This window comes from Acidobacteriota bacterium (genome assembly GCA_016713675.1).
Lineage (GTDB): Bacteria > Acidobacteriota > Blastocatellia > Pyrinomonadales > Pyrinomonadaceae > OLB17.
In genome coordinates this window covers 1,528,595-1,554,673 of the sequence record JADJOS010000001.1, presented here as the reverse complement: position 1 = coordinate 1,554,673, position 26,079 = coordinate 1,528,595, and the positions used below count along the sequence as shown (strand labels likewise).

Below are 26,079 nucleotides of genomic sequence, written 5' to 3'. Positions count from 1 at the left end.
CAAAGAAAAATGATGTCACTTCAATCCGAGTATGGCAAGCGGGGCACCGAACGCCCCGCGCTAGTTTACTGTGCTATGAGGTCAACTTCGAAAAGATCTCCCGTGACATTTACAACCCGCGGCACAAACGTAAATCGCTTTGATGCGACCGAGATAACGTACGTCTGACCCGAATCGATCTCGTCAAACCGGAAATATCCGAGTGAGCTTGATCTCGCATAAGTAACATTTCCGGCAGCGTTGGTGATCGTAACCACCGCGTTCTGCAGTCCGCGGCCGTCGTTCGTCAATATGCGTCCGCTGATGCTAACGCCCGCGGCAGTCGGCGGTGCCGGCATCGTATAACCCGCAGCGGCGTAGCGGTTTTGCATCGCAATACGCTGCGGTGCCGTATAACCAAGCGTAGCCGACGCCGTATAGACGGCATTGGCGGCATCGTTTTGATTCGTAGTCGAGTTCGTCAGGTCGAGGCCGCTCCAAAATGCTTTGTCCGCTTTCAATGCACCGATGTCGTCCCAGATCTTCATATTCGCTGTGGCCCAGATCTGGCCGTCGGTGTGAATTGCCCCGGTTAGCCCGCCGGGATATGTCGAACCGTAATTGAGAATTCGCCCGCCCCAAAACGGGTTATGCCCATCCCAATTGAACGTCCAGTGATAAGCAGGATCGCCCGTGGACCAGTAACCCAATGAACGGCTATATGAACCGGCCCAATAGTCGCCGGTGCCTTCGCTCAGGCCGTTGACCTGCGAAAGTCCGCCCGCGGTGACCCAATCGTGGATACCGTGTCCGAGTTCGTGGATGATCACATCGGCATCCTCGGCATCGTCAACGCCGCCCTCGCCAAACGCTAACTGGCCCGAACCCGATAAGTAATGCGAATTGTCGGCTCCACTCAACCCCGAGGGATCCACCCGAACGCCGCCCGCATACTGATACGGCATGATGCTCAGACCTAGCGTCGTATTGAGGTAACGCATCGACGCGTCGATGTGGTAATAACAATTTACCGCCTCAAAAGCGTCGGCATTGCGGTCAAAATTGAATGTCGAGCTTGCCTGGGTGAATAGGCCTTTGGATGGCGCTTCAAAATCTCTGATCTCGGCATACGGGCCGGTCAGCGAATATATACCGGCACTAAGTGTGATGTCGTTAAGCGTCCGGTTTTTGAGCTGTGCGGTCAGTACTGCCGCATTGGCGTCGCTGCCATCGACATACGCTCCTCCGTATGCAGCCACTGCGGTAGTCAGTGGATCGGGATCAAATACATTTCCGGTGCCGGTCGCCATCACGGAAAACGGTCTTGGTGCAATCTTTCGCAGACTTTTTTCGTGCTTGCTGCGATTGTAATAAGCGATGTCTTCGACCTTGATCAATGAGCCGGTATTCGCATCAACGAACGCTTCCCAATCACCAACCGGAGAGTCCGAAGCAAAATTAACCCGATAAACGAGGTAGTCCTGTCCGCCATTCCTGAGCACCATCAATTCGGTTTCAGTGCTTTCTGCGTCAATTCGCGCACCGAGGTGATCCGCCAATTTCGCTCGTGCAATTTCAGCTGAGATCGATGGATCTGTATTCTCAAGCTCGATCCCATATCGGTAACCATTCATAACGAGATCAACGACATTGGCCTTGTTAATGTGTATGGTGATCTCGGCATTTTTATTTACCGGCAGCCCTTTCCACATCTGCCGAAGCCGCACAACCGTTCCCGCGTCGCTGGATCGAACGAAGTGCAGACGAAGGCCGGCGATCTCCTCGGGCGACAATCCATAGAGCGATTGATTCGCTGAAAGATACTGCCTCGCCTGCATCTCCGGATTACCTGATTTCGAAAGAAATGTCTCCTGGAATATCGCGACCGGTCGCCCGGAATTGGCCGACCACCTGGCGTTCCCGCGCATTATTGAGACGTCCTGATCATCCGCTAATTTGATTTCGCGATTTTCAGATGGTTTCGGTTTGTGGTCTAGAAGAGCCGTGGGCCGCTTTTGAGCAGCGGCTCGATCAACAAAATATCCAAACCCGAAAATGCAAGATGCTATGAGAGCCAATGTTGATATTGCGCAAATGCGATCGAGCACTGATCGTCTGATTATTTTCATGTCTATTTGTAACAGAACGTTCGAAGAATTTGGCCAATAGGATTGTTATACGACAAATCACTGAGTTCTTCAATATACTGTTGGTTCCAAAATTGAGAAAAGAAAAACGACACACCCTCGCATTTTGCAGCTATGTCGTATCGTGAACAAATCTCTTGCAGATCCAGAACAAAGCAACCGACAGATCTACGCGTAGCCGAATGCCTTTTCGAACAGCAGCGCAATACCATACGACAACGCCGCGATAAGTGCGGCGGCCGGAATGGTAAGTACCCATGCTCAGACGATGAGTCCGGCAATGCCCCATTTGGCGGCGGAAAAACGATTTGCAGAGCCAACGCCGACATCTGATACGAATCGCCCGTCAGATCGGCATGGCGATCACGTCGTGCCGCTGGTAATGATGGCCGAGAATGACGATACGTTTGCCCAATTCCCCTCGAGCTGACTCGATCCTTTCATGGATCTCCGCATCGGGCATTACAAGGTAATCTTCAAATGTCTGTGCTTTTTCGAGTACTGCTGGCATCATTTTCTCCAAAGAAAAATGATGTCACTTTGGATGTTTTAAGGCAAGCGGGATCTCATTATGAAGAGCCCCGGTCGATAGAGAGTCGCAATTGTGATGAGGCTCACTGACGTTCGGTGCCGCCTGATGTAATGTAAGATATGAGGATTTATCGGCCGGATGAGACTTGATCGAAACAATTTTTCTAGTTCTGGTCGGAAAATATGAGATCTAATTGCGTGTTGATACCACATGGAGTTGAATGACTGCAATTCACACAACCGGGGACGATATTCGCAAAGAATCAACCGAAGATTCCTTGCTCAAGATTCAGGAACCCAAGGTGGAGCCGCACGATCAACACGAAAACCCCCAAAATCGTCAAAAATGGATAATCAGGTTCGGAGTCCTTGGTGCTCTCGTTTTGATCGTCGTCGCAGTCGTTTGGTTTATGCGGCGGCCGAAAACAGTTGACTTGGTGGAACCAAAACAGGCGACCATCACCGAGACGATCACGGCCAGCGGAATAGTCGGCGGCGAGACCGAATCGAATGTCGGAGCCCAACTCCAGGGAATTGTAAATAAACTATATGTGAAAGAGGGTGACAGCGTTGTCCGCGGCCAGCAATTGGCCTTAATAAAGAATGACGTCGCCGAAGCACAGATCTCGCAGGCCCGATCCGCTGTTAGCACAGCTCGTGCGCAATTGGCTCAGATATCGCGGGATGCCCTAGGTTCCGATATCAATGCTGCCGTTGAGCAGGTCAATCAAGCGATCGCTCAGGTCGAACAGCAGCGGTCCGTCATCACCCAGACCGAAAAGAGTGTTAACCAGGGCGGTTCGGTACTTGAACAATTATTATCTGAAAAGGAATTGGCGGCGAAGGAACTCGAGCGAAGCAGTTCACTGGTGAAAAGCGGTGACATTTCTCGTTCTCAATATGATCGTGATGCAAATATTCTAAAGGTTGCCGAAAAGCGAGTTGAAGCCCAGAAACAAGCGATCGAGGTATCGCGGGCCAACGTTCGCTCTGCTCAATCTAGTCTTAGATCGCTGGAAGCCAATGTGCGAGTACTACAGTCCCGGCTGCGCACGATCCAAAGCGGAGCAAGAGACGAAGACATCAAAGTGGCTCAAAGTCGTGTTGCTGAAACGGAGCGGGCACTCAGTGTTGCCGAAGAGCAGGCCGGAAATGCCTCGGTCACGGCTCCATTCGCCGGGACCGTTACAAAGGTCAACGCAGAGGCCGGTCAGTCCGTTGGCAATCTCGGAGTGCTTACGCTGGTCAGCGTAGAGCCTGAAATTCGCATCGATGTCGATGAAAGCAACCTTTCCGCTTTGAAAGTCGGACAAGAAGCGGTTATCTCGTCCGACCCGTTTTCAGAGAATAGCTTCCGCGGCGTAGTTTCCGAACTCGGAGCAGCGGTCGATCAGGTTCGCGGCACGATAACGATAAAGGTGATACCCGATAACCCGCCAGATTGGCTTCGGCCGGGCCAGACGATCAACGTAAATATTATTACGGCAAAAGGCGTCAGCCGTCTATTGATTCCCGAGACCGCTCCTATTAGGATCGGCGACGAAACGGTGGTCTTCATCATCGTTGACGGTAAAGCGGCCCAGAAGCCGGTCGTTACACGTCTGCCAACAAAGGACGGTGTGCCTGTGATCTCGGGACTCGAAGCTAATGATCGAATTATCGCCGTCCCCACGAATATAAAGGTGGGAGATCGCGTGCAGGCGAGGTGACTTGTCATGAGTGCATTCGGCGACATCGTTATTTCGGCCTTGATCCCAAAGGCGTACCGCTTCGAGTTTCGTCTCGCGGTGCGGCATCTGTTTTCAGGTGGCCTGCAGACACTGTTGACGATAAGCGCCGTTGCAACAGGTGTAATAATCGTCATATTTATCACTTCCCTTATCTTCGGGCTGCAGAACATGATGTCTGTTCTGTTAACGGAGTCGATCCCTCACGTCACGGTCCAGGTCGAAGATCCAAAACCGAAGCCTCTTGAGATCCCCGAAAGTCCTACATCGAGCCGAATCGAAGTATCCGCGTCACAACTCAAGTTCATTGACAACTGGGACGAGGTGGTGACCATGCTCAGAGGACTGCCTAATGTTAGTGGAGTCGCCGCAGTCGTAAACGGCCAGGGGTTTGCCTCGAAGGGCGCAAATCCCGTCGGGGTTTCGGTAGTCGGGGCCGATCCCGAGCTTTTGGATGTCATTACGCCGATCACAAGGGATCTGGTCAGCGGCAGATACAAGAGCTTGAGCAGCGACGAGATCGTCATTGATACGGAGCTTGCAAAGGATCTGAATGTCACGGTCGGCGAACGAATAAGGCTTACATCAAGCTCGAATCAAGCCGATTCATTCACGATTGCGGGCATCTACAATCGAGGTCAGGGCCGCGGGAGTGCGTATGTAACACTCCGTAATGCACAGAGTCTTTTTGGTCTCGGTACCTCGGTAAACATCATATACATAAAGGTAAATGAAATTTACGAGGTCGAAGAACTATCGAACACGATCATGGCATTAACAAAATATGAAGCCCGGCCGTGGACGCGTGACTATTCCCGAAATCTGACCAATATGCAGATGATGGGTATATCGGCGTATTTGATCTCCGCATTTAGCCTGATCGCATCAGCGTTTGCGATCGCCTCGGTTCTTATTGTTTCGGTACTTCAGAAATCCTCTGAGATCGGGATCCTGAAAAGCATGGGAGCCCGGCGATCTCAAATATCGACAGTATTCGTGTTTCAGGGGTTGGGCGTTGCGATCATCGGCAGTTCGGTCGGAGCGGTTGTGGGCACGACGATTGCTTACCTGATCAGTTTGCCGACCAGGCCGGCTGTGGCCGGACAGGAACCGCTCGCTCTCTTTCCGGTCAAGATCATTCCGATGTACATCGGACTTGCTATGCTTGCAGCGATCATCACGACCGTGATCGCCGCAGTTCTGCCTGCACGGCGGGCCGCCAAACTCAATCCGGTCGACGTGATGCGATAGGACACACGCAAAATGAGCAGTTCAACCGGCACACAGGCGACAGACGAGCGATCAATGACGGAAGCTCCGATCGTTATAGAAACGCGTGGGCTGAAAAAAACGTACTTCGGCAAGATCGATGTGCCGGTGCTTTTCGGTTTGGACATCGAGATCCGGGCACGCGAATTTGTGGCGATCGTCGGCCAGTCAGGCAGCGGCAAATCCACGCTGCTCAATATTCTGGGCGCTCTTGATGTTCCGACCGGCGGAACGGTGTTGATCAACGGTGTCGATATTTCAACTCTGGACGATGACGGCCTGGCCCGGCTTAGAAGCGATGAGGTTGGCTTCATTTTTCAGGCACACTACCTGCTTGACGAATTTACATGCCTCGAAAATGCCTTGATGCCGATAACGATCCGTAAAGGCGAGGCTTCGGACGAAGAACGCGATATGGTTTTGGGGTTGCTCAAGCGGGTCGGGTTAGGCGACCAAACCAATAAACATCCTGATGAAATGAGCGGCGGACAGAATCAGCGGTGTGCGATCGTCAGGGCATTGGCGAATTCGCCAAAGATAGTGCTCGCGGACGAGCCGACGGGAAATCTCGACAGCCATTCCGGTGCCGAGGTTTTCGAGATGATGAGGGAGATGAACCGGGAAAGCGGTGTCGCATTCGTCATGATCACGCACGACGATCGTCTGGCTCAGGCTGCTGATCGAATATTATTGATCCAGGATGGAAATATTGCCGAAATAAGCAAAGATGAGCATCTCCGAAGGATGAGTATCGTGAGTGCAAATACAAATTTGCAGAATTCGTAAGAAGCTATATGAACAATAGCAAAATGCAGTTTTATGTTGAATCTGCTCGTGTTGACGAACACGGCAGTCTTGCGCGTTGTAAATCTGCCGAGATACGCCTCGACACCGACATGGCCGGGAATCCCGACGCATTCAACCCCGCTGAGCTGCTGCTCGCGGCCATCACGGCGTGCATGATCAAGGGTATCGAACGAGTGACGCCGATACTCAAGTTTTCGCTCCGTGGTGTGACGGTTCGTATCAAGGGCGTTAGACAGGACGTTCCGCCAAAATTGGAGTCCATTACTTACGAGATACTTGTCGACACCGACGAGCCGGACCACCGGTTAGAGCTGCTTCATGACAATGTGAAGAAATTCGGCACGGTATTCAATACGGTCGCTCCGGGTACGAGCCTCACCGGTGTGATGCGGCGCACTTCGGGAATCGCGACGCAGGTGTAGTGTTAAGATATGAAAACGATAAAAATACTCGGCACGGGATGTGCCAAATGCAAACAGACCGAAGCGGTCATTCGCGAGACGCTCAGCGATATGGGAATTGAGGCCAATATCGAAAAGGTCGAAGACATTCAGAAGATAATGGAGTATGACATTATGTCGACTCCGGCTGTCGTGCTCGACGGTGCGGTAAAGATGACGGGCAAAGTGCCGTCAAAGGATGAGGTCCGGGCGATGCTCGCATAAGCGATGTTCGACTGGGTGCAATCATTCGCGGATTGGCTGATATACAGCCTGATCGGCGTTGATAAGGGTTCGCACCTCGGCGACGCTCTCAATTTCTTTGTCTATGACACGATAAAGATCATAATCCTTCTCTTTCTGATCACGCTCGTAATGGGCATCGTCAACGCCTACTTCCCGATCGAACGCATCCGCTCATTCCTTTCCCGAAACAAACTTTACGGCGGCGAATACCTGCTGGCGTCTTCGTTCGGAGCTGCGACGCCGTTCTGCTCGTGCTCGTCTGTGCCGCTGTTTATCGGATTTGTCCGCGGCGGTATTCCGCTCGGTGTGACGTTCGCGTTTCTCGTGACCTCGCCGCTTGTCAATGAGGTCGCGGTCGCGGTGCTGCTCGGTTCATTTGGGCTTAAAACGACAGTTATCTATGTCGTGACAGGAATAACGCTGGGCGTTGTCAGCGGCATCGTAATGGACAGGCTAAAGCTCGAACATCTCCTGACCGATTGGGTACATAAACTATGGGAAGAGGCCGAAGCCGACCGCGAAGCATTTGTTGCCGAACATAAGACCTTTGTCGAACGCCTGCCGTCGATCGCTCGCGAGGCCCTCGGCATCGTCAAAAGTGTTACGCCCTACATTATCATCGGTATCGCTATCGGTGCGGCGATGCACGGCTATATTCCCGAAGGTTTCTTTGAGGCATACATCGGCAAGGACACATGGTATGCCGTTCCGCTTGCAGTTGTTATCGGTGTCCCGATGTACGCAAATGCGACCGGCATTGTCCCGGTAATTCAGGTGTTCGTCAGCAAGGGCATACCGATCGGAACTTCGCTCGCCTTTATGATGGCTGTTGTTGGACTTTCTATTCCGGAAGCGATGCTCCTCAAAAAAGTGATGACGATCAAATTGATCGCCATCTTTTTCGGTATAGTCACCGCCTGTATCATCTTCTCGGGTTATTTGTTCAATTGGATATTGTGAGCCTTTATTTCATGCCGAGCAGTTTTTCGATGACCAAAATGATCCCGTAAGAAAGAGCCGCGATCAGGGCCGCCATCGGGATGGTCAGCACCCAAGCCCAGACGATGCGTCCGGCGACGCCCCATTTGACTGCCGAAAATCGTTTCGCAGAACCGACGCCGACGATCGAACCGGTGATCGTATGTGTCGTCGAGACCGGGATACCGGCCGCCGTCGCACCAAATAATGTCAGAGCTCCGGCCGTTTCGGCACAGAATCCGCCGACAGGCTGCAGTTTGACGATCTTAGTGCCCATCGTCTTAACGATCCGCCAACCACCGGACAATGTGCCCAGGCCGATCGCCGCGTGAGCAGCCAAAACGACCCACAGCGGTATCTCGGGAAGTTTGCCGGCAGCGGTCATCTGCAAATAGCCGCCTGACACCAATACGATAGTGATAATGCCCATTGTCTTTTGAGCGTCGTTGCCGCCGTGCCCGAGTGAGTATGCCGCAGCTGAGAAAAGCTGGCCGACACGAAACCCTCGGTCTACCTTGTGCAGCGAAAATCGATGGAATATCCAATATACGCTCACCATCAAAATGAAGCCGAGCGTCATTCCGATCAGCGGCGAGAGGACGATAAAGCTCAGTGTCTTGATCCAACCTTCGGCTTTTAATACCGTCTCAACGCTGTTGAAACCAAAATAGTATATGTACGACGAGATCGCTCCGCCTGCGTAGGCACCGACAAGTGCATGCGAACTGGAGGTCGGAAGCCCCAAATACCACGTAATGAGGTTCCAGATCGTCGCGCCTAACACCGCCGCGAGCAGCACAAATAACTGGTCGCCCTGCGGAATAACGGCGATATTGACCATGTCGCCGCCGATCGTTTTTGCGACCGCGGTACCAAATACAAGAAAGGCGATGAAGTTAAAAAATGCAGCCCAAGCGACCGCAACGCCCGGCGAAAGCACGCGCGTCGCGACCACGGTCGCGATCGAATTTGCCGCATCATGAAACCCGTTCACGTAGTCGAATATCAAAGCGACAGCAATGATAAGGACAACCAATCCAAAGGAAACTGTGTTTGCGTCCATAGTTGCGCCTTAGTTGTGCTTCAGTACGATGCTTTCGATGATGTTGCCAACGCTCTCGCAGCGGTCAGTGCCGTTCTCAAGGATCTCGTAGAGTTCTTTCCACTTGATGATCTTTACGGCATCCGAATTCTTAAAGAGTGCCGCCATCGCCCGGAAATAGACCTCGTCCGCATCATTCTCGAGCCGCTGGATCTCAAGCAGATTTTGCTCCATTCCCTTGGCTGTTTTGAGATGCGAGACCGCACCGTGGATCTCCGCCGCTTGTTTTTCAAGGACCACGGCAAGCTCCACTGCAAATGGGTCGGACTCGTGAATGTCATACATCACCACCGCCCGAGCCGCCGCATCGATGTAATCACATACGTCATCGAGAGCGACTGACAGCGTGTATATATCTTCGCGGTCGAACGGTGTGATGAACGATTTGTTGAGTTTGGTAGTGACGCTGTGGTTGATCTCGTCGCACTCGTGTTCGACGCTTTTGATCTTTTTCGACAATGCGTCAAAATTCTCATCCGAGCCCTGCAGCAGTTCGACCAAAAGGCGGGCTGCCTCTTGGATCTTTACGGTCATTTGCGAAAATAACGCAAAATAGTGGTCTTCTTTCGGCAAAAAGCTAAAAGCCATTTTATTTTTTCTCCGGTAACCTAAATTGTAAAACGAGAACATAAATATATTTGAACATAACACTTATGTCCACTAGCTGTTGGCGCCGTGTTTGATAAAAACTGCTTCGCGAAGATAGACGTTCAATTCGCAAATGTCTTTTACATAATCCCCGATCCGTTCAATGTGTTTGGCAACGAAAAGAAGGCGGGCCGCGCCGTTTGCGGCGGCCGGATTTTCGATCATCAGAGCCAATAGCTCGTCGAACACACGCCCGTAACATTTATCCAGCTGCTGGTCGCGGGCGATGATCTCACGCGACGCCATCGCGTCTTCGGATGTGAACGCATCAAGAGCCTCATGCAGCATCGTTGCTGCAATATCGGCCATCAACGAAAAATCGATGTAGTTCCCGATCTGCGGTTCGTTATTGAGAATGACGGCCGCATCAGCGATGCTCGACGCATGATCGGCGATACGTTCGAGTATCGGCGTGATCTTGGCCACGGAGACCACCAATCTCAGATCGTGCTCGGTCGGCCGCTGCAAACCCAATATCTCAATGCTGAGCTGATCGATCTCGAGCTCCATCTGATCGATCAATTCGTCCTCTTCGCTGACCAACTTAGCCAGCTCACTGTTTCGTTCGGTCAGTGACCGCATCGCCCGGTGAACAGCGTCCTCGGTCTTGCCGCCAAGCAATAAAATTTTGTCGCGCAGCAGATCCAGCTGCGACTCGATCTTCATATCTTCCATTTCACGCGAACCGTAACTGCTCGAAAAAGGCGGCCATTGGCCCGTCGATGTGGCGTGAGGCGACGCGTGTTCGCTCATAATGTGCTCAACCGATTATAGTTCAAAGCAGTCATCGGGTCGGATTACATTATACTTAACTTTCCGAGTTGCCTGGTTTTGGAGATCTGGTTTGTAACATCTTGTTAACATTTCGTTAATCTTTGTCACCTGTTTTTGTGGCGAACGCTTGGGGGTGTGCGTCTCATCTTAGTCGCGTCCGGCTGGATCTGTTGATAGAATAACGCTAAGAATATTTACATCTCAGCTATCGTGGAGTGGATTATGAATAAACTGCTTATCGGAAAAAGATTATCGGCTTCGGTCCTGTTGTTGACTGTCTGGATGCTGCCGCTCACGGCCCTTTCGCAGACTCGGATCGAGACGCCGAAGAACAAGTACAAGGTAGCTGACGACGTGAAGCTTGGAGCTCAGACCTCGGCCGAGGTCGAGAAAAAGTTTCCGATCCTGAACGACGCCGAGGCCACGCGTTATGTCGAACGTGTAGGTGCAAGGCTCGTTAACGCAATACCGGTCGAGTATCGGCAAACGAGTTTCAACTACCGATTTAAGATCGTCAACGCGAGCGATATCAACGCCTTTGCATTGCCCGGCGGGCCGATGTACGTCAACCGCGGCATGATCGAGGCCGCCAGGAACGAAGGCGAGATGGCCGGCGTCATGGCCCACGAGATCAGCCACGTCGCCCTTCGTCACGCCACCGCTCAAGCAACAAAACAAGGCAGTGTCACAAATCAGCTAGGAATGTTGGGGATGATCCTCGGCGGTGCCGTACTTGGCGGCGAGGCCGGTGCACAGCTCGGGATGCTCGGTGCCGCGGCATGGATGACCAAATACAGCCGCAATTACGAAACACAGGCCGACGTCCTCGGTTCGCACATCATGGCTGACGCGGGCTACGACCCAAGGGATCTCGCGAATATGTTCCGTACGATCGCAGGTGAACGGAACGGCGGCGGCGCGCCGGAATGGATCAGCAGCCATCCCGATCCGGGCAACCGCTACGAAAACATCAACCGCGAGGCGACGTTGCTGCCGGTTTCGCAGGATCCGATCAAGATCACTCGCGACTTTGAACGCATCCAGGCAAAGCTCCGTGCTATGCCGAAGGCACGGACAATGGCCGAGATCGAAAAGAGCGGAGGCGGAGGCGGAGACACCACCACCAGTCCAACGGCAAATGGCCGTTACACGGCAAATGTCGCATATCCGTCAACTCGCGTCCGAACCTACACGGGCGGAAACTGGGTCCAATTGAATGTGCCGAATAACTGGCGTGAATTCTCATCGCAGGATGATGTCCAATTTGCTCCCGAAGGTGCATACGGCGATCAAGGCATCACCCGCGGTGCGATGATCGGTCTGTACCGCGGCCAGAACCGCGAACTCTCGCGGGATACAGAGGCCTACATCAACGGCATTCTCCAGGGCAATTCGTATCTGAGCAAGCGGACCGGCTACCAGAACACATATCTCGGCGGCCGTCGCGGCGCATCGATCGCTCTGTCGGGGCGTTCGCCCGTAACGAACCGCGTCGAGATCGTCACCATCTATACGACGATGCTCAACAGCGGCGAGCTATTTTACGTCGCCACCGTCGCCCCTGAAGCCGAATCAAGTGCCTACTCGAACGCATTTCGGAATATGATCAATTCGATCAGATTCAACGAATGATCCGCTAACGAATATAGCCACAGATCACAAGTATAAAAACGGATCAGACATTCTTTTCTGATCCGTTTTTATGCGTGAGATCTGTGGCGAATTTTCCTCCGACGCACCTCGAAAATGCACTCGACACCGGACGGCTTTTAGGCGGCAATTTGGGCGGTGATGGCTTTGTCGTGGTGATCAGCGGTAGTCGGAATGACCGGTTCGGTCGATCTCGTCGGTTCGCGGGAGTTTGGAGTGTAGACATTTTCCCGTTTTCCAAGGACAAACTGAGATCTATGAGCCGATGATCATCATTATCATCGGCACGGTCAATCTCATCATTTTGGTCGTAATGGTCGGAGAGAGGCAGAACGCGCTTATGGCACCAATTCTTTCAGCGGAGTGGCCAGCGACAGTTTTGATTCGTCCAAAATGGATTGTCGCCGGGGGTCTTTTTTTTTGTCGCTGACCCTGTTTTTTACTGTCGCAAGCCCCCTAAAACACTGTCGCTGACCCCCTTAAAAACTGTGGCAGAACGCGTTTTTTCAACATTTTCATCAATTTTGTTGATAAAATTGTGGTACGTACCACAATTTGAACGTGAGGTGAAAAATACACGTTTGGTCTTCCCCAAAAACGCGCAAATTCCGCAAGAAACCATCTCAATGTCCCGTCTGTTCCGCATTCTCGGAACGGATCGTCATTAGCATAAAAATAGCGATGATCGACACGCCCGCACTGGTCAAAAACGCTGCCGCCACACCGAACTCACTCCATAGGAGCCCAAACAACAACGATGCCGGAAACACTGTGATGCCGAACGCCAGATTGTACAGGCCGTAGGCAGTTCCGCGCTTGTCCGCCGGGACCATGTCCGCGACAAAGGCTTTTTCGACGCCCTCGGTCATTCCAAAGTACGCACCATACACAATGAAAAGCGCCCAACACTGCCATGGCGCACTTACGAAAGAAAAGCCCGCATAGACAGCTGCATACACCAGCCAGCCCGCAATAATGAGCTGCTTTCGCCCAAAACGATCCGAAAGACCGCCGCCGACAAGCGAAAAGACTACCTTACTGAAATGCAGCGTCATCCAAAGCAGCGGCAGCACTGCAGGCGATATTCCGGCCTCCGTCGCCCGAAGAAGCAGGAACGCATCAGTCGAATTAGACAATGTAAATACGGCTACGACGACGAGATATCGTTTGAAGTTGCCGTCAAAACCGGCGAGAGAGAGTTTGAGAGGTGCCTTCGGAGTGTCGGCCGTCTTTGCCGTTTCATTAACAAAAAAACCGATCACGAACAATCCGATCACGACCGGGACCGAAGCGAAAAGAAAGACCTGCTGATATTCCCTAAGTGTCGGATTCTGAGTATCGACAGCAAAGATCATCAGCAATACGAAGGCCGCTATTGGTCCAAAGACCGCTCCCAAATGATCGGCAGCTCGATTGAACCCAAAGGCAAATCCGCGTTCGCTAGGGTGCACACTGTCGGCGATCAGTGCGTCACGCGGAGCTCCTCGGATCCCCTTGCCGATGCGGTCGGTCATTCGAACCACCAGCACCTGCGGCCAACTCGTAACGAACGCGAGGAATGGCCGCATGATCGCAGCGAGCGAATATCCAAAGAACACAGGCAGTTTTCGTGTGCCGAAACGGTCACTTAAATAGCCGGAAAATAGTTTGAGAAGGCTTGCAACGGATTCGGCAAAACCCTCGATGAGGCCGATCGCAAACGGTGAAGCTCCGAGCGCAAGAGCCAAAAAAGCGGGCAGCAGCGGATAGATTATCTCGCTCGACGTATCGTTGAGCAGGCTGACGACGCTAAGCGCCACCACATTTCGCGGCATGCTTACGTATCGCCGCCAGCCGGTCGCTTTGATAGAAGGGTCTGGGTTCTCCATCGGCTGCTATCGTGTTTGGTTCGTGCGAGGAGGTGCCGGACGCGGCGATTTGCTCGTGCCCAGCCACCAAAATGAAACACTGCCGGCGATCGCGATCAAGATAATGATCCCGACTATGATCAAACGAAACGCCATTTTTACCGACTTTTTGAGCAATCGAAAAGCAATGTATGCGGCTGCGAGACAGATCAGCAGAAACACTACACCGGCTATCGCACCGATCCCGCCGCCCAGCGGCGAGGCAACATCCAATAGAACGCCAGAGTTGATCATACCTGTTCACTTTCCTCAAACGCTTTTTCGATCGCGTCTATGTCTTCGTCCGAAAGATCGGCGGTTTCCGCCGGGAGACTGTAATCACCGTCAGCCCATGCTCCAAAATCCAGGAGCTTGCAACGTTCAGAGCAAAACGGCCTAAATTCGTTACCGCTGAATTCTACTTCCTTACCGCAATTGGGGCATTTAACTTGTGGCATATGAGAAGTAAGAATACCAAATTTATCGCAAAAATCTATTGAATCGGCCGCTCATCGGTGTAATGATAGCCTTGATGATTATGAGCGAACTATCACAACTGGCAGAACGTATTTGATAAGTGAGTTTGCAGTAAAAAGGAAACCGTTATGAGCGACTACAAAGAGAAATTTGACCGCTGGCAAAAGAAAGCGACCGAAAAGCTTGAGGAGATCGATTCTCAGCTTGGCCTGAAGGAAAAGATCGAGGGCGGAGCCCGTGTTGTCTATGATACGGCCCAAAAGGGCGCTGAATACGTTAAGACCGAGGCAGAGAAAACTGAGGTCGGAAAGCAGGCCGTCAAGGTCGCCGGTGACGTTATCAATACCGCTACCGATACTGCCAGATCAGCGTGGAGCGTAAGTGAGCCGGTCCGGGATGTCGCCGTTGACGCCGGTCACAAGGCCGGAACGGCCGTCGTAGAGGTAGTCGACAAAGCCGGTGATATTTTCGACGACGCGTATGACGCTGCAAGCACGAATACAAAACGTGTCGCCAAGGTGGTCGGTTTTGGCTCGTCGGTCACATCGACCCTGGACGCAGGTGTAAGATCGGCCAAAAAAGCAGTTGATTGGGCGGCAGAAGACCCGGTGAGGGCCGCGACGACAGGCGTTTCGATGGCGATCGGAGCCGGGCTCGGTGTGGTATTCACAGGTATCAGTTCGCATTGGCTGCTCAATTCGGCAATACCGACATGGTCGGTCAAGAAGCTTGCTGAACAGTTCGACGGCTATCTTAAACGCCGCGAGGACATGATCGCCAAAGGCCAGCTTTCCGACGCCGACGCCGAACGCATCGCCTTCGAACGCGACATCGCCAAACGCATTGGAGCACCGCTGCTTGGTGCATTTTCATTTGCGTCAGGCGCCGTAATGATGACAAATGTACTCAATCCTGCCGCAGTTACGGGTTTCCCGATCGGCTCGATCATCGGCGGCAACCCGCTGCTTGAGGGCGTCTGGTTCTTTGGCAACGGCATGGTCTGTTTCAAAACAAGCTACGATTTCTTCATGATCGCCCTCGACGGCCAGGAAGATGTCGAGAAAATGGTCAAGGAAATAAAGGGCTTGCTGCCTGCATCCGTAACATAGGAAAAATTTGCCGCGAGAGGACACAGATCGCGCAAGGTAGGAATCGAAAAGAGGAAACCGACTCAATTGACGGCTTCCTCTTTATTGCGTTTTTGTGCTTTTTCGCGGCAAATAATTCTTAACTGATCCTGATCGGAAACGGCACGAAGCACAGTGCAAAAATCACTAGCGTCGCAAACGCGATGACCTTGCGTTTTGCGTCGAGCGGTGATTGATCCAGCGGTTCGGGGTGGCCGACACGCATCATTACCGCAAGAATGATCGCTATCAGGAAGCCGCTTGGGCTATTAAAAAAATACATCCCGAAGATAGAAAGTATCGCCATGACTGGAAACGCGATCCGGCCTGTCCACTTATGCACGGACTTGCCAAATACCGCATAGATCGCATGCCCGCCGTCGAGTTGCCCCGACGGAATTAGATTAAGTGCAGTGACCAGCAGACCAACCCACGCGGCGAAATAAAAGGCATTCCCGATCCCAAAATTGAGGTCTACACCGAACAAATACGCGACCATTCGCATAAAGATCGGATCCGAAAAGATCAACCCGCCCTGAGAACTTGCGACCTGCGCCGGAGTAGCGATCTCCATGGTAGCGACTCCCGTCAATGCTATCGGAATTAGCGCGATAAATCCTGCGATCGGCCCGGCGACGCCAATGTCAAAGACCGCTCGTCGCGACGGCATCGGAGACATTATTTTGATAAACGCCCCAAAGGTCCCGGCGGGCCCAATGAGCGGCGGCGTCGGGATAAAGAACGGCAACGTCGCGTCGACCCTATAAAGTCGGCAAGCGATGTAATGCCCCATCTCATGGCAAAAGAGTATGAAGATCAAAGATAGCGAAAATTTAAGCCCGTAACTTAGAACTGCCGGATTTGTGACTATCTCGTTGACCGTCGAACCGATCAATCCTGCATACTTAACGGGCAGGTTAATGATGAACTCCAGGACCTGGGCCGCAGTTTGCGGGTCGTCGTCCGGCAAGGTGTTGATCGGGCCGAAAGGAAACATTACGCCTGCCACCATTGACGTAAAAAACGTAATGACAAGAAGTGCAAAATGCCGAACGTAGGTCCGGGCCGTCGGTTTCATCGCCGGCCGGTCGTAGTAGTATTGTTGATCTATCTGCTCAGGATCGGTCATCAGGTAGGTTAGAAAGAGAAAGATCGCAAACCGCGAGCGAAACGTCGCTAATTACGCGATCAACGATCTAATCATCGGATAGAACTTAACGAAAATCAACCAACGGCTTTTGCCGACAGCTCTTTGCCCGGTTTGAATCGAATTGTCTTGCCCGCCGGGATCGGCACTTCTTTGCCTGTTCGCGGGTTGCGGCCGACGCCGCGTTTGCGGGCCTTAACGACAAAAACGCCAAATCCTCGCAACTCGATCCTCTTGCCATGCGCAAGAGCATCCTTCATCGCTTCAAAAAGCGAATCGACGACCTGCTCGGCCTTCTGTTTCGGCACGCCGGTCCGTTCTGCGACCAGGTTGACGATGTCTAGTTTGATCATTAGTGCCTCCTATATTTTGGAAACGCGGAGAGAAAACCGAAACTAAAACTCAGTTGCATCATAATCCTCTAAATCTTATTCTGTCAAGATTTTGCGGACGTTCGGACGTTAATTTTTTTGCCCGGCCTTTCGGCTTTTATTTCATAACTGATGCACTCGGCCACCAAGCAATCTATGACCGAACTCAAATCCGCAACAGCTGTTCCGAAAGTGCGATAAAAATGTTCCAAATTCCTTCGCTGACGTGTTCGGAAATGCTAGAATCACAGCAATCGATCGATAATTCTGACGGACGAGAGAGGACAATCTTTATGCGTTGGCAAGATCAGCGGCAGAGCGACAATATAGAGGATCGACGCGGCAGCGGACGAGGAATAGCGATCGGCGGCGGCAGTATCGGTGTGCTCGTGCTCGCACTTGCGATTTATTTATGCGGCGGCGACCCGAGCCAATTGCTGCAGTCTTCCGGTCCGCAGGAAGTCCCCGCCCCGGGAACGACGGTGAACAAAGCTGTCACCCAAGACCAAAACCGCCAATTCGTCGGCGCTATCATGGGAAATCTCGAGGATGCATGGAAACAGATCCTGCCTCAGCAGTCGCGCGTCCCGTTTCGTGCCCCGAAGCTGGTCCTTTTCACAGGTCAGGTCCAATCAGCCTGCGGATATGCCGAGGCCGCGACCGGCCCATTCTATTGCCCCGGCGATGAAAAACTCTATCTCGATTTTGCTTTCTTTAATGAACTGCAGCGTGAGTTCAAAGCGCCGGGCGACTTTGCCCAAGCTTATGTGATCGCACACGAATATGGACATCACATCCAAAACCTGACGGGCGTTATGGACAAGGTTCAGCGTGCCGGCAGCAACAATCGTCTTTCCGTAGCTCTCGAACTTCAGGCTGACTGCTACGCAGGCATCTGGGCAAATTTCGCCGCGAAACAGGGACGCCTCGAAACAGGTGACGCCGAGGAGGCCATTCGAGCAGCCGCCGCCGTTGGTGACGATATGATCCAAAAACGTACGCAGGGTTACATCATACCCGATTCATTCACGCACGGCAGCGCTCAGCAGAGAATGCAGTATTTCGCGAAAGGAATTCAGTCTGGCAGCATGCAGCAATGTCAGACGTTCAAATAGTCGCGGGAGCGAACGGCCGGCCGTAGAGTTCTTGATAGACGTAGCCAAGAAATCTAGCCTCCGCAGTATAAAGAACTTCGAACCAGCAATTCGACAGATACAGGCGTTTTTCGTTGGTTGTTGTAAGCTTCTCGGCCTTCTTAAGAGCGAATGCCTCGGGGTCGGCATCGTCGAGACGATACGCATTGGACATTTCGGTCTTCATTTCACGTGCCGCACCGAGAGCTTCGAGAACTTCGGTGATCCATATCTGCAGCTGCGGCTCAGAGCTATTTTCTTTCAAAGCCTGTATCGCACCAACAGCAAATCTTGCCTCGGCGTTCTCAAAAGGATACGTCCCGATGCCATTCGCCTCGTCATTAGACTGTTTCCACTGAAAGAGTTCTTCGGTATATGCGAGCCGCATTCGTGCGGTGCGTTCGTCAAAATTGAGAAACCACTCGAGCAGATCGGCGAGTGACGATACGTCGGGTTCGCCGTTCACGATCTTGAGTTTCGGCGGTTCGAGTTCCTGGTTTTTTGCTTCAGCCATATAAATATTTCAGCATCAAAGAGAGCGAAAAACCAATCAACTTTTACAATTCTCCGGCCCGCTCGCTATAATCGCATCATAAGTGAACGAACGATCGCTGGAAAACGCATTAACGGCAGACGACTTTCTTAGAGAGGAAGATCGTGATCTCGGTTTTGGCGCGGTCGTATCTGGGCAGAGCCGTCAACGGCTTCTGAATCCGGACGGTTCATTCAACGTCCAACGGACCGGACTGCCGCTTTTCACATCGCTCAATCTTTATCACACTCTGCTGACGATGAAATGGAGAACGTTCCTGCTGCTCGTTCTGCTCTTGTATTTTGTCAGTAATATTCTGTTCGGTCTGGCATATACGGTGACCGGCGATGGTTCGTTAGTTGATACGTCGTCGACGCCGATGGCGAACGTATTTCTAACGGGATTTTTCTTTAGCGTCCAGACATTCGCTACCATCGGTTACGGTACGATACATCCTGTCGGCATAATTCCAAATCTGTTGGTCACTATCGAATCGTATTACAGTTTGCTCGCAAATGCCTTGATCACCGGCGTCGTTTTCGCCCGGTTTGCCCGGCCAACGGCAAAGGTCATATTCAGCAACGTATGCGTGATCGCACCGTATCGCGGGATCGACGGGCTGATGTTTCGTATGATCAACGGCCGTAATAATCAGCTGATCGAGGTCGAGGTCAAGGTACTGTTCGCCAGATTTGTGAACGAGGACGGCAAACAGGTTCGGCGATTCGATTTTCTAGAACTCGAACGCGATAAAGTAACGTTCTTCCCGCTCGGCTGGACCGTCGTCCATCCGATCGATGAAAGGTCGCCGCTCCACGGCCTGACGCAGCTCGATTACAAGCGAACCGACGCTGAGTTCCTGATCCTATTGACCGCGACCGACGAGACATTTGCTCAGACCGTACATTCGCGATCCTCATACAAACCGGAGGAGATACGCTGCGGTTTTAAATTCGTCAATTATTACAACGAGGTCGAAGACGGAGAACCGATCTCGATCGACGCCCGCAAACTCTCAGAGATCGAACCGGCGTCATAATTTATGTTTACAGGACTTATAGAAGAACTCGGGAGGGTCAGAAGTCGCGAGCCATTCGCCGGCGGCGAGAGGATCAAAATCGCGGCAACGCTCATTACCTCCGACATTTCAAACGGTGATTCAATTGCGGTCAACGGCGTATGCCTGACTGCTCTTGATGTGACAAAGGAGTCATTCGCCGCCGATGTCTCCCCGGAAACACTCGATAAGACCACGCTGGGAAATCTCGGTGAGGGCTCGCCGGTCAATCTCGAGCGAGCCGTCACACCTGCTACTCGTCTCGGAGGCCACATCGTCCAGGGACATGTTGACGGCCGCGGCACCTTCCTTTCAGCGACTCGCGAAGGTGGCTTTTGGACCGTACGTGTCGGCTTCGCACTCGAATTCGCGCGCTATCTTGTTTACAAGGGTTCGGTCACCGTCGAAGGCATCAGCCTCACGGTCGCATCGCTTGCAAATGATCATTTCGAGATCGCCGTAATTCCAAAGACCTGGGAAATGACAAATATCTCAAGCCTGAAACCGGGTGATCCGGTCAATCTAGAGGCCGATGTCATCGCTAAATACGTCGAAAGAATGCTCGATCTGCAGGAAACCCCTTGACTGATCCATATTTTTTTGCGTCATAAAGCCCAGTAAACATAGGCACTTCAGATCAGTTTCGAAAAAAAATCGCAAAAACCTTGAAAGGTTTTTGCGATTTTTCTCATTACTACATAGAAACTCCCACTAATCAGACTCCCACTGGTTACCTTCGGGAATTGAAAATTGAGCCTTAAGTGGCTTTTGGTCTCCCTGTCTCCCACCGTTCGTGGAAACCTCCGTCGCAGTATTTGACCCACATGCGACGGAGGCTTTTTAGTTTGAGATTGCGAATTTAGGAGATCCGAGCATCGCGGACGATCTCTATGAACTGTCGGGCTCGTTCGGTGATGATATGGGCGTTCCCTTCGCGGATGGCGTTGACATCGACCAGATCGGTTCCGACGCCAAGGGCCGAGGCTCCGGCTTTGATAAAGTCGGCGGCGGTCTTGAGCGAGACTCCTCCGGTCGGGATTATCTTTACTTGTGGAAACGGGCCCTTCAGGTTTTTGACATAGCTCGCACCGCCAACCGATCCGCAGGGAAAGACCTTTACAAAATCAACGCCCGCACTCCATGCTGTTATCACCTCGGTCGGTGTAAGAACGCCCGGAGCTATCGGTGCACCGTATCTGTGACAAAGAGCGATCGTGTCAAGATTCAGAGCAGGGCTGACGATGAACTGGGCTCCGGCCAGTAGACAGGCACGAGCGGTTTCAGGATCAAGTACTGTTCCGGCTCCGACGAGCACTTCGCTGCCGTATTTATCAGCGACCTTCTCGATCACGTGCACGGCTCCGGGGACTGTCATAGTGATCTCGAGAACGTTCACGCCGCCTGCCTTGATTGCTTCGATCACCTGCATCGCCTCGTCGGCTGACGAAGCCCGCACCACCGGCACAAGGCCGACATCTTCGATCTGTTTTACAATTTCCGCTTTAGTCATAAGTTTACCTTGCTACACGGGCACCGCCGCCTTTCATTACTCTGAGAACGTCAGCGAGCCCGACCGTTGTCGTGTCGCCAGGGGTTGTCATAGCGAGTGCACCGTGAGCTGCTCCGCAATTGACGGCCCATTCGGGAGATTCGCCGGTCAGGAACCCGTAAATCAGACCCGATGCAAACGAATCGCCGCCGCCGACGCGGTCGAAGATGTCGAGGTCAGGCCGCATTATCGACTGATGAAGTTCGCCTTCGGTAAAGCAAACTGCTCCCCAATCGTTGATGGACGCTGTTTTTGCATTGCGAAGCGTGGTTGCGGCGACCGCAAAATTTGGGAATTCCGCAACTGCCCGGCGAATCATTTTTTCGAAATTAACGATGTCGAGCTTCGAGTGATTCTCGTCCTGCCCTTCGACCTCGTAGCCAAGACATGCCGTAAAATCCTCTTCGTTACCGATCATCACATCGACGTATTTAGCAAGGTCGCGGTTAACTTCCTGAGCCTTGGCCTGGCCGCCGATCGCCTTCCAGAGCGAGTTGCGGTAGTTGAGATCGTACGAGATGATGGTGCCATGTTTTTTGGCGATCTCCATCGCTTCTTTCGCGACCTCGGGTGTGGATTCCGACAAGGCGCAAAAGATGCCGCCGGTGTGGAGCCATCTTGCTCCTTCGTCACCGAAGATCTTTTCCCAATCGATATCGCCTTTGTTGAGCTGCGAAACAGCGGTGTTACCACGATCCGAGCAACCTAGAGCCGCACGGACACCGAAACCACGTTCGGTAAAGTTCATTCCGTTGCGGACCGTGCGGCCGACGCCGTCGTATTTTGCCCATTTGACGTGCGACTGATCGACGCCGCCCTGATAGATCAGATCTTGAACAAGTCGCCCGACCGGATTGTCGGCAAGCGCCGTAACAACTGCGGCATCGAGGCCAAAACAACGCTTCAAACCGCGGGCGACATTGTACTCTCCGCCACCCTCCCAGACCTCAAATGAGCGGGTCGTGTGGATCCGCTTGTCGCCGGGATCCAGCCTTAGCATGACTTCGCCAAGGGACACTATGTCCCATTTACACTGATCTTTTGATTTGATATTTAGCATGTTACTCAGGTTTACTCAGTCACTATCGCTCCTGGTTCTGACAAGATCTCTTACTGCTTCTGCCTTCGGCTACTCTGCCAACCAGTTATCGTGCCATCCATCCGCCGTCAACGATCAAAATGTGACCTTGCAGATAATCGCTCGCCGCCGAAGATAGAAAAACGGCAGCTCCCGCTAGGTCATCTGCGTTTCCCCAGCGTCCGGCAGGAATGCGTTCGAGTATTTGTCTGTTGCGTGTTTCGTCCGCCTGCAGCGGAGCCGTGTTGTCGGTCGCAATATATCCCGGTGCGATCGCATTGACGTTAACATTGTGTTTTGCCCATTCATTTGCGAGGGCCTTGGTGAGTCCGGCGACGCCTGATTTCGACGCGGTATACGCCGGAACCGTGATCCCGCCCTGAAACGAAAGTAGCGATGCGATACTAACGATCTTGCCACTACCTTGCGCGATCATATGCCTGCCTGCGGCCTGAGACAGACGAAAAACGCTCGACAGATTAACGTTGATCACTGTCGACCAATCTTCCTCACTGAAATCTACGGCAAGCGAACGACGGATCATGCCGGCGTTATTGATTAAGATATCGATCCGGCCGAACGCTTCCATCGCAGCGTCAACTATTCGCGTTGGAGCATGCTTGTCAGACATGTCGCCCAAGACTTCCACGGCTCGCCGCCCCTTGCTCTCGATCGCGCCAACGGTTTCGCGTGCCGTGCCTGGAGTTCGGGCATGGCATGCAACATCGGCTCCTGCCTCAGCCAATGAAACCGCGATCGCCCGCCCGATGCCCTTTCCCGAGCCTGTGACGACCGCGATCTTTCCTATAAGCGAGAACTTATCCAATATGCTCATCTAATTAAATGGTAAGACCAATTGCGTAAAAGATAGCACAAGTGAATTCGATAACGAAAGTCAAGTTTTACGTTTATTGAGCGAATCAGATCCGGCGAATCTGCGAGTTCTCCAACTCCATCACACAGACCTTAAGTGGTAAGACCAATCACTGCGGCAAGCTTATCTACAGGATGCCGCATATTTGTATTATTGAGGTAAATAAAAACTCTGGATCGGCCGATCGTCCGACAGTCCGAACTGCACAGCCAAAAACCCCGCCTGGCTTCGAAGCATATACCAAACCGCATTCGATGGGCGGAAAACGGCGGCATCGGCAAGACCGTCGCCGTCGAAATCGCCTGACGCAGGCAGATCGCCATTTGTACCGAACGGGAATGCGTAGTAACTGAGATCTTCGCTTCGAAGTACAAACCACTCTCCCGTCGCCGGCCGCCAAAAAGTGACGTCAGCTTTGCCGTCTCCCGTGAAATCGACTGGAACGGCCTTGTCGGTCAACGTTCCAAATTGCGTCGCGAACAGCCCGCCGCTACTTTTTGAGACCCACCATTCCGTGCCGGTCGTCCCTGCAGGGCGAAATATTGCAATGTCGGCCTTTCCGTCACCGTCATAATCGGCGGGTGCCGGTTTGTCGCCCGCCTGGCCAAACTGAACATATGTAAATGTGCCTCGGCTGTCGCTGTTGGCGATATACCAGGTGCTGTTTGATGGACGGAAGACGGCCTGATCGGTCTTACCGTCGCCGTTAAAATCAGCCGCCGCGGGAATGTCGCCGTTTGTTCCAAACTGCATCGACCGGTAAACGCCGGCCTTGGTCAGCATGTGCCACGAGCCGTCAGCCGGACGGAAGATCGCTGCGTCGGTCTTTCCATCACCGTCATAGTCACCGGGGACAGGGATGTCACCCGCCGCACCAAAGAGGATTCCGCTAGCCGAACCACTAGCACTGAACAGAAAATACCAAGCACCGCTATCGGGCCGGTAAATGCTCAGGTCTGATTTTCCGTCTCCGTCAAAATCAGCATTTTTGTTGCGTGCGACAACATTTCCGGCGACCGGTCCGTCGGAGATATTGCCGTCAATATTAAATGTGACGCCGCCCCAGGTTTCGTTATGCGGTGCCTGCCATTGTTTGATCCGTTGGTGATTTGCCCATTCGCCGGTCGGGAAATTTGGAAATGTCAGGTATGTCCAGACCGACATTATATTGTCCCAGCGTGCCATCCAGATCGCATCCATCTTGCTCGCGGGCGGAAGGCCGACCCAGTCTTCCTGAGCATTTTTCGGCGATCCGTAAACGCCCGATTTGTAGCCTAGCTCTTTGATTCGATCGGTCCAGCCCTTGAGAAAAGCAACGGTCGCGGGCCGGCATCCAAGCGTGTCAGGTGTCGGCGGATCGTAACGCTCCATGTCGTAATAAAGTATCGAGCCCGCCGTGATTCCCAGGTTATTGGCGTCAGCGACGGCGATGTCAGCTTCGCCGCGGCCCTGCGTTTCGGCGGTCGCGACATCGTAGCTGAGTTTGACGCTGGTGGCCGAGGCGGTGCACGGCGATTGATACCCGACAACTGTCGGTATTAGCCCCCAACCCATCGCCGAGACCTGATTGACCCAGGCGGCAGACAGGTTCGGCTGAGCCGAACAGGCTCGATTACGGCCGCTAATATAGATGTTCATGTCGTAGTGTGGAGAATTATTCCACCACGTCATCATCTGCGCCGCTGTCGGAGCGTTACACATATCAAACCCACGATTTAGGCTTGTTCGCGTCGAACCTGCCCGCGGAAGAGCGAACATCGGCCGTCTTTCCGCTTCTGCTTTGGCTCGGGCTCGGTTGATGGTTGCGAGCAACTTTATCTGAGGCGGTGTGACGTCGATCTCATTTATTAATAGCCTGCTCTCCTGAAAACAACCTGTCTTGAATCCAAAACAAATTCCATCCGTTCTCACTTTCCAATTGCCGGAAATGATCTCGGCTGCGGCCGGCATGTCCGGCGACATATCAACTGTTTTCGACCGAAGATCCCACGACATTCCTCCATCAACCGATACGAAGATCAAGCTGCCGGCAAAATTCGAACTCGTCTCGAGCGGTATCGTCAGCCGCAGTTCGTCGCTCATGCCCAAGACCGCGTCTTCGATATTTGCGCCTAACAACAAATCTCGTCGTATCGCGACAGGGAAAGTGGTCCACGAAACACCGCCATCAGACGTCAGGCTCAAATCAACCGTGTTTTCCTGTCGGCTGACCATAACGGCTCCGCCTTTTTTCCGGTCAACAAACACGGCATGAGCGATCACCATGTTGCCCTTCGGCTCCAAGTTCAACTCGCTCCAGTTTATTCCGCCGTCATTGGTCGAATACAACGCTCTCCGCGTTAACGCGACCCCGCTTGCTCCGCCGATCGACTGTATGCCGACTATCTCTGCCTCATCTGATCTAACGGGCAAACCAGGCTCTTGATTCCCGAATTTCAACATGCGACCCATTCCCGTGTCGTAGGTCAACGAAACCTGAGAAAACACAGCTGTTGCGATCGAAAGGGTCAGAAAGAGAATAGCTATCGACGAATTTCTCATTTTGTTTGA

At 52.7% G+C, this 26,079-nt stretch carries 26 protein-coding genes; 11 read left to right on the top strand and 15 right to left on the bottom strand.

What is annotated here, in order from left to right; translation table 11 throughout:
* Positions 1 to 65 precede the first annotated feature (65 nt).
* The gene (locus tag IPK01_07055) at positions 66 to 1,907 is read right to left on the bottom strand and encodes a PepSY domain-containing protein (GenBank protein ID MBK7933252.1); all 1,842 of its coding nucleotides are present in this window, start codon (positions 1,905 to 1,907) and stop codon (positions 66 to 68) included.
* A 565-nt stretch (positions 1,908 to 2,472) separates the two neighbouring features.
* Positions 2,473 to 2,640: a hypothetical protein gene (locus IPK01_07050; protein MBK7933251.1), complete on the bottom strand. Its 168-nt coding sequence runs from the start codon at positions 2,638 to 2,640 to the stop codon at positions 2,473 to 2,475.
* Positions 2,641 to 2,878: 238 nt separating this feature from the next.
* On the opposite strand from IPK01_07050, the gene IPK01_07045 reads away from it, so the two are divergent.
* Genes IPK01_07045 through IPK01_07020 form a run of 6 tightly spaced genes read left to right on the top strand, consistent with a single transcriptional unit; the run spans position 2,879 to position 8,106 of the window.
* Positions 2,879 to 4,366 carry an efflux RND transporter periplasmic adaptor subunit gene (locus IPK01_07045; protein ID MBK7933250.1) on the top strand — a complete coding sequence of 496 codons (1,488 nt, stop codon included), beginning with the start codon at positions 2,879 to 2,881 and terminating at the stop codon, positions 4,364 to 4,366.
* 6 nt (positions 4,367 to 4,372) lie between these two features.
* Complete coding sequence (locus IPK01_07040; protein MBK7933249.1) at positions 4,373 to 5,635, top strand: ABC transporter permease; 1,263 nt, start codon at positions 4,373 to 4,375, stop codon at positions 5,633 to 5,635.
* Positions 5,636 to 5,689: 54 nt separating this feature from the next.
* Positions 5,690 to 6,439, top strand: a complete 750-nt coding sequence (locus IPK01_07035; protein ID MBK7933248.1) for an ABC transporter ATP-binding protein — start codon at positions 5,690 to 5,692, stop codon at positions 6,437 to 6,439.
* A gap of 8 nt (positions 6,440 to 6,447) precedes the next feature.
* The gene (locus tag IPK01_07030; GenBank protein ID MBK7933247.1) at positions 6,448 to 6,882 is read left to right on the top strand and encodes an OsmC family protein; all 435 of its coding nucleotides are present in this window, start codon (positions 6,448 to 6,450) and stop codon (positions 6,880 to 6,882) included.
* A gap of 9 nt (positions 6,883 to 6,891) precedes the next feature.
* A complete protein-coding gene (locus tag IPK01_07025; protein MBK7933246.1) occupies positions 6,892 to 7,125 on the top strand; it encodes a TM0996/MTH895 family glutaredoxin-like protein in 234 nt (77 codons plus the stop codon).
* Positions 7,126 to 7,128: 3 nt separating this feature from the next.
* A complete protein-coding gene (locus tag IPK01_07020; GenBank protein ID MBK7933245.1) occupies positions 7,129 to 8,106 on the top strand; it encodes a permease in 978 nt (325 codons plus the stop codon).
* A gap of 4 nt (positions 8,107 to 8,110) precedes the next feature.
* Here IPK01_07020 and IPK01_07015 read toward each other — a convergent pair whose 3' ends face one another.
* The 3 genes from IPK01_07015 to phoU all read right to left on the bottom strand — a co-directional run bounded on the left by IPK01_07015 (position 8,111) and on the right by phoU (position 10,627).
* On the bottom strand, positions 8,111 to 9,187 hold the full coding sequence (locus IPK01_07015; GenBank protein ID MBK7933244.1) for an inorganic phosphate transporter: 1,077 nt from the start codon (positions 9,185 to 9,187) through the stop codon (positions 8,111 to 8,113).
* 9 nt (positions 9,188 to 9,196) lie between these two features.
* Positions 9,197 to 9,814, bottom strand: a complete 618-nt coding sequence (locus IPK01_07010; protein ID MBK7933243.1) for a DUF47 domain-containing protein — start codon at positions 9,812 to 9,814, stop codon at positions 9,197 to 9,199.
* A gap of 72 nt (positions 9,815 to 9,886) precedes the next feature.
* Complete coding sequence (gene phoU, locus IPK01_07005; GenBank protein ID MBK7933242.1) at positions 9,887 to 10,627, bottom strand: phosphate signaling complex protein PhoU; 741 nt, start codon at positions 10,625 to 10,627, stop codon at positions 9,887 to 9,889.
* Positions 10,628 to 10,870: 243 nt separating this feature from the next.
* On the opposite strand from phoU, the gene IPK01_07000 reads away from it, so the two are divergent.
* The gene (locus IPK01_07000; protein MBK7933241.1) at positions 10,871 to 12,280 is read left to right on the top strand and encodes a M48 family metalloprotease; all 1,410 of its coding nucleotides are present in this window, start codon (positions 10,871 to 10,873) and stop codon (positions 12,278 to 12,280) included.
* 641 nt (positions 12,281 to 12,921) lie between these two features.
* Here the strand turns inward: IPK01_07000 and IPK01_06995 are convergent.
* Genes IPK01_06995 through IPK01_06985 form a run of 3 tightly spaced genes read right to left on the bottom strand, consistent with a single transcriptional unit; the run spans position 12,922 to position 14,642 of the window.
* Entirely contained in the window at positions 12,922 to 14,112 is a 1,191-nt protein-coding gene (locus IPK01_06995; GenBank protein MBK7933240.1) for an MFS transporter, read from the bottom strand.
* A gap of 60 nt (positions 14,113 to 14,172) precedes the next feature.
* Positions 14,173 to 14,439, bottom strand: a complete 267-nt coding sequence (locus tag IPK01_06990) for a hypothetical protein (protein MBK7933239.1) — start codon at positions 14,437 to 14,439, stop codon at positions 14,173 to 14,175.
* Positions 14,436 to 14,642 (bottom strand): DNA gyrase inhibitor YacG, encoded by a 207-nt coding sequence (locus tag IPK01_06985; protein ID MBK7933238.1) that lies wholly within the window; start codon positions 14,640 to 14,642, stop codon positions 14,436 to 14,438. The genes IPK01_06990 and IPK01_06985 overlap by 4 nt, the downstream gene beginning before the upstream one ends.
* Positions 14,643 to 14,789: 147 nt before the next feature.
* Between IPK01_06985 and IPK01_06980 the strand changes: the two genes are divergently transcribed.
* On the top strand, positions 14,790 to 15,770 hold the full coding sequence (locus tag IPK01_06980; protein ID MBK7933237.1) for a hypothetical protein: 981 nt from the start codon (positions 14,790 to 14,792) through the stop codon (positions 15,768 to 15,770).
* Between the two features lie 118 nt (positions 15,771 to 15,888).
* On the opposite strand, the gene IPK01_06975 is transcribed toward IPK01_06980, so the two are convergent.
* Both IPK01_06975 and IPK01_06970 read right to left on the bottom strand, forming a co-directional pair.
* A complete protein-coding gene (locus tag IPK01_06975; GenBank protein MBK7933236.1) occupies positions 15,889 to 16,917 on the bottom strand; it encodes a site-2 protease family protein in 1,029 nt (342 codons plus the stop codon).
* Between the two features lie 95 nt (positions 16,918 to 17,012).
* Entirely contained in the window at positions 17,013 to 17,288 is a 276-nt protein-coding gene (locus IPK01_06970) for an integration host factor subunit beta (protein MBK7933235.1), read from the bottom strand.
* Between the two features lie 311 nt (positions 17,289 to 17,599).
* Here IPK01_06970 and IPK01_06965 point away from each other — a divergent pair, with 311 nt between their 5' ends.
* Positions 17,600 to 18,421 (top strand): neutral zinc metallopeptidase, encoded by an 822-nt coding sequence (locus tag IPK01_06965; GenBank protein MBK7933234.1) that lies wholly within the window; start codon positions 17,600 to 17,602, stop codon positions 18,419 to 18,421.
* Here IPK01_06965 and IPK01_06960 read toward each other — a convergent pair.
* A complete protein-coding gene (locus tag IPK01_06960) occupies positions 18,414 to 18,953 on the bottom strand; it encodes a hypothetical protein (protein ID MBK7933233.1) in 540 nt (179 codons plus the stop codon). The genes IPK01_06965 and IPK01_06960 overlap by 8 nt on opposite strands.
* 82 nt (positions 18,954 to 19,035) lie before the next feature.
* On the opposite strand from IPK01_06960, the gene IPK01_06955 reads away from it, so the two are divergent.
* The gene (locus IPK01_06955; protein MBK7933232.1) at positions 19,036 to 20,010 is read left to right on the top strand and encodes a transporter; all 975 of its coding nucleotides are present in this window, start codon (positions 19,036 to 19,038) and stop codon (positions 20,008 to 20,010) included.
* Positions 20,011 to 20,013: 3 nt separating this feature from the next.
* Positions 20,014 to 20,613 carry a riboflavin synthase gene (locus tag IPK01_06950; GenBank protein MBK7933231.1) on the top strand — a complete coding sequence of 200 codons (600 nt, stop codon included), beginning with the start codon at positions 20,014 to 20,016 and terminating at the stop codon, positions 20,611 to 20,613.
* A 274-nt stretch (positions 20,614 to 20,887) separates the two neighbouring features.
* Here the strand turns inward: IPK01_06950 and IPK01_06945 are convergent, their stop codons facing one another.
* From IPK01_06945 to IPK01_06930, 4 genes are all read right to left on the bottom strand, one after another.
* Positions 20,888 to 21,538: a bifunctional 2-keto-4-hydroxyglutarate aldolase/2-keto-3-deoxy-6-phosphogluconate aldolase gene (locus IPK01_06945; protein MBK7933230.1), complete on the bottom strand. Its 651-nt coding sequence runs from the start codon at positions 21,536 to 21,538 to the stop codon at positions 20,888 to 20,890.
* Positions 21,539 to 21,542: 4 nt separating this feature from the next.
* A complete protein-coding gene (locus IPK01_06940; GenBank protein MBK7933229.1) occupies positions 21,543 to 22,637 on the bottom strand; it encodes a sugar kinase in 1,095 nt (364 codons plus the stop codon).
* Between the two features lie 85 nt (positions 22,638 to 22,722).
* Positions 22,723 to 23,484: a 2-dehydro-3-deoxy-D-gluconate 5-dehydrogenase KduD gene (gene kduD, locus IPK01_06935; protein MBK7933228.1), complete on the bottom strand. Its 762-nt coding sequence runs from the start codon at positions 23,482 to 23,484 to the stop codon at positions 22,723 to 22,725.
* Between the two features lie 195 nt (positions 23,485 to 23,679).
* Positions 23,680 to 26,070, bottom strand: coding sequence for a DUF1906 domain-containing protein (locus IPK01_06930; protein ID MBK7933227.1), 2,391 nt, complete (start codon positions 26,068 to 26,070; stop codon positions 23,680 to 23,682).
* Positions 26,071 to 26,079 lie beyond the last annotated feature (9 nt).

Excerpts from the sequence above, each read along its gene's own strand:
- IPK01_07055 (MBK7933252.1), bottom strand. The coding sequence starts at position 1,907 with ATGCGCGGGAACGCCAGGTGGTCGGCCAATTCCGGGCGACCGGTCGCG.
- IPK01_07050 (MBK7933251.1), bottom strand. The coding sequence starts at position 2,640 with ATGATGCCAGCAGTACTCGAAAAAGCACAGACATTTGAAGATTACCTT.
- IPK01_07045 (MBK7933250.1), top strand. The coding sequence starts at position 2,879 with ATGACTGCAATTCACACAACCGGGGACGATATTCGCAAAGAATCAACC.
- IPK01_07040 (MBK7933249.1), top strand. The coding sequence starts at position 4,373 with ATGAGTGCATTCGGCGACATCGTTATTTCGGCCTTGATCCCAAAGGCG.
- IPK01_07035 (MBK7933248.1), top strand. The coding sequence starts at position 5,690 with ATGACGGAAGCTCCGATCGTTATAGAAACGCGTGGGCTGAAAAAAACG.
- IPK01_07030 (MBK7933247.1), top strand. The coding sequence starts at position 6,448 with ATGAACAATAGCAAAATGCAGTTTTATGTTGAATCTGCTCGTGTTGAC.
- IPK01_07025 (MBK7933246.1), top strand. The coding sequence starts at position 6,892 with ATGAAAACGATAAAAATACTCGGCACGGGATGTGCCAAATGCAAACAG.
- IPK01_07020 (MBK7933245.1), top strand. The coding sequence starts at position 7,129 with ATGTTCGACTGGGTGCAATCATTCGCGGATTGGCTGATATACAGCCTG.
- IPK01_07015 (MBK7933244.1), bottom strand. The coding sequence starts at position 9,187 with ATGGACGCAAACACAGTTTCCTTTGGATTGGTTGTCCTTATCATTGCT.
- IPK01_07010 (MBK7933243.1), bottom strand. The coding sequence starts at position 9,814 with ATGGCTTTTAGCTTTTTGCCGAAAGAAGACCACTATTTTGCGTTATTT.
- phoU (MBK7933242.1), bottom strand. The coding sequence starts at position 10,627 with ATGAGCGAACACGCGTCGCCTCACGCCACATCGACGGGCCAATGGCCG.
- IPK01_07000 (MBK7933241.1), top strand. The coding sequence starts at position 10,871 with ATGAATAAACTGCTTATCGGAAAAAGATTATCGGCTTCGGTCCTGTTG.
- IPK01_06995 (MBK7933240.1), bottom strand. The coding sequence starts at position 14,112 with ATGCCGCGAAATGTGGTGGCGCTTAGCGTCGTCAGCCTGCTCAACGAT.
- IPK01_06990 (MBK7933239.1), bottom strand. The coding sequence starts at position 14,439 with ATGATCAACTCTGGCGTTCTATTGGATGTTGCCTCGCCGCTGGGCGGC.
- IPK01_06985 (MBK7933238.1), bottom strand. The coding sequence starts at position 14,642 with ATGCCACAAGTTAAATGCCCCAATTGCGGTAAGGAAGTAGAATTCAGC.
- IPK01_06980 (MBK7933237.1), top strand. The coding sequence starts at position 14,790 with ATGAGCGACTACAAAGAGAAATTTGACCGCTGGCAAAAGAAAGCGACC.
- IPK01_06975 (MBK7933236.1), bottom strand. The coding sequence starts at position 16,917 with ATGACCGATCCTGAGCAGATAGATCAACAATACTACTACGACCGGCCG.
- IPK01_06970 (MBK7933235.1), bottom strand. The coding sequence starts at position 17,288 with ATGATCAAACTAGACATCGTCAACCTGGTCGCAGAACGGACCGGCGTG.
- IPK01_06965 (MBK7933234.1), top strand. The coding sequence starts at position 17,600 with ATGCGTTGGCAAGATCAGCGGCAGAGCGACAATATAGAGGATCGACGC.
- IPK01_06960 (MBK7933233.1), bottom strand. The coding sequence starts at position 18,953 with ATGGCTGAAGCAAAAAACCAGGAACTCGAACCGCCGAAACTCAAGATC.
- IPK01_06950 (MBK7933231.1), top strand. The coding sequence starts at position 20,014 with ATGTTTACAGGACTTATAGAAGAACTCGGGAGGGTCAGAAGTCGCGAG.
- IPK01_06945 (MBK7933230.1), bottom strand. The coding sequence starts at position 21,538 with ATGACTAAAGCGGAAATTGTAAAACAGATCGAAGATGTCGGCCTTGTG.
- IPK01_06940 (MBK7933229.1), bottom strand. The coding sequence starts at position 22,637 with ATGCTAAATATCAAATCAAAAGATCAGTGTAAATGGGACATAGTGTCC.
- IPK01_06930 (MBK7933227.1), bottom strand. The coding sequence starts at position 26,070 with ATGAGAAATTCGTCGATAGCTATTCTCTTTCTGACCCTTTCGATCGCA.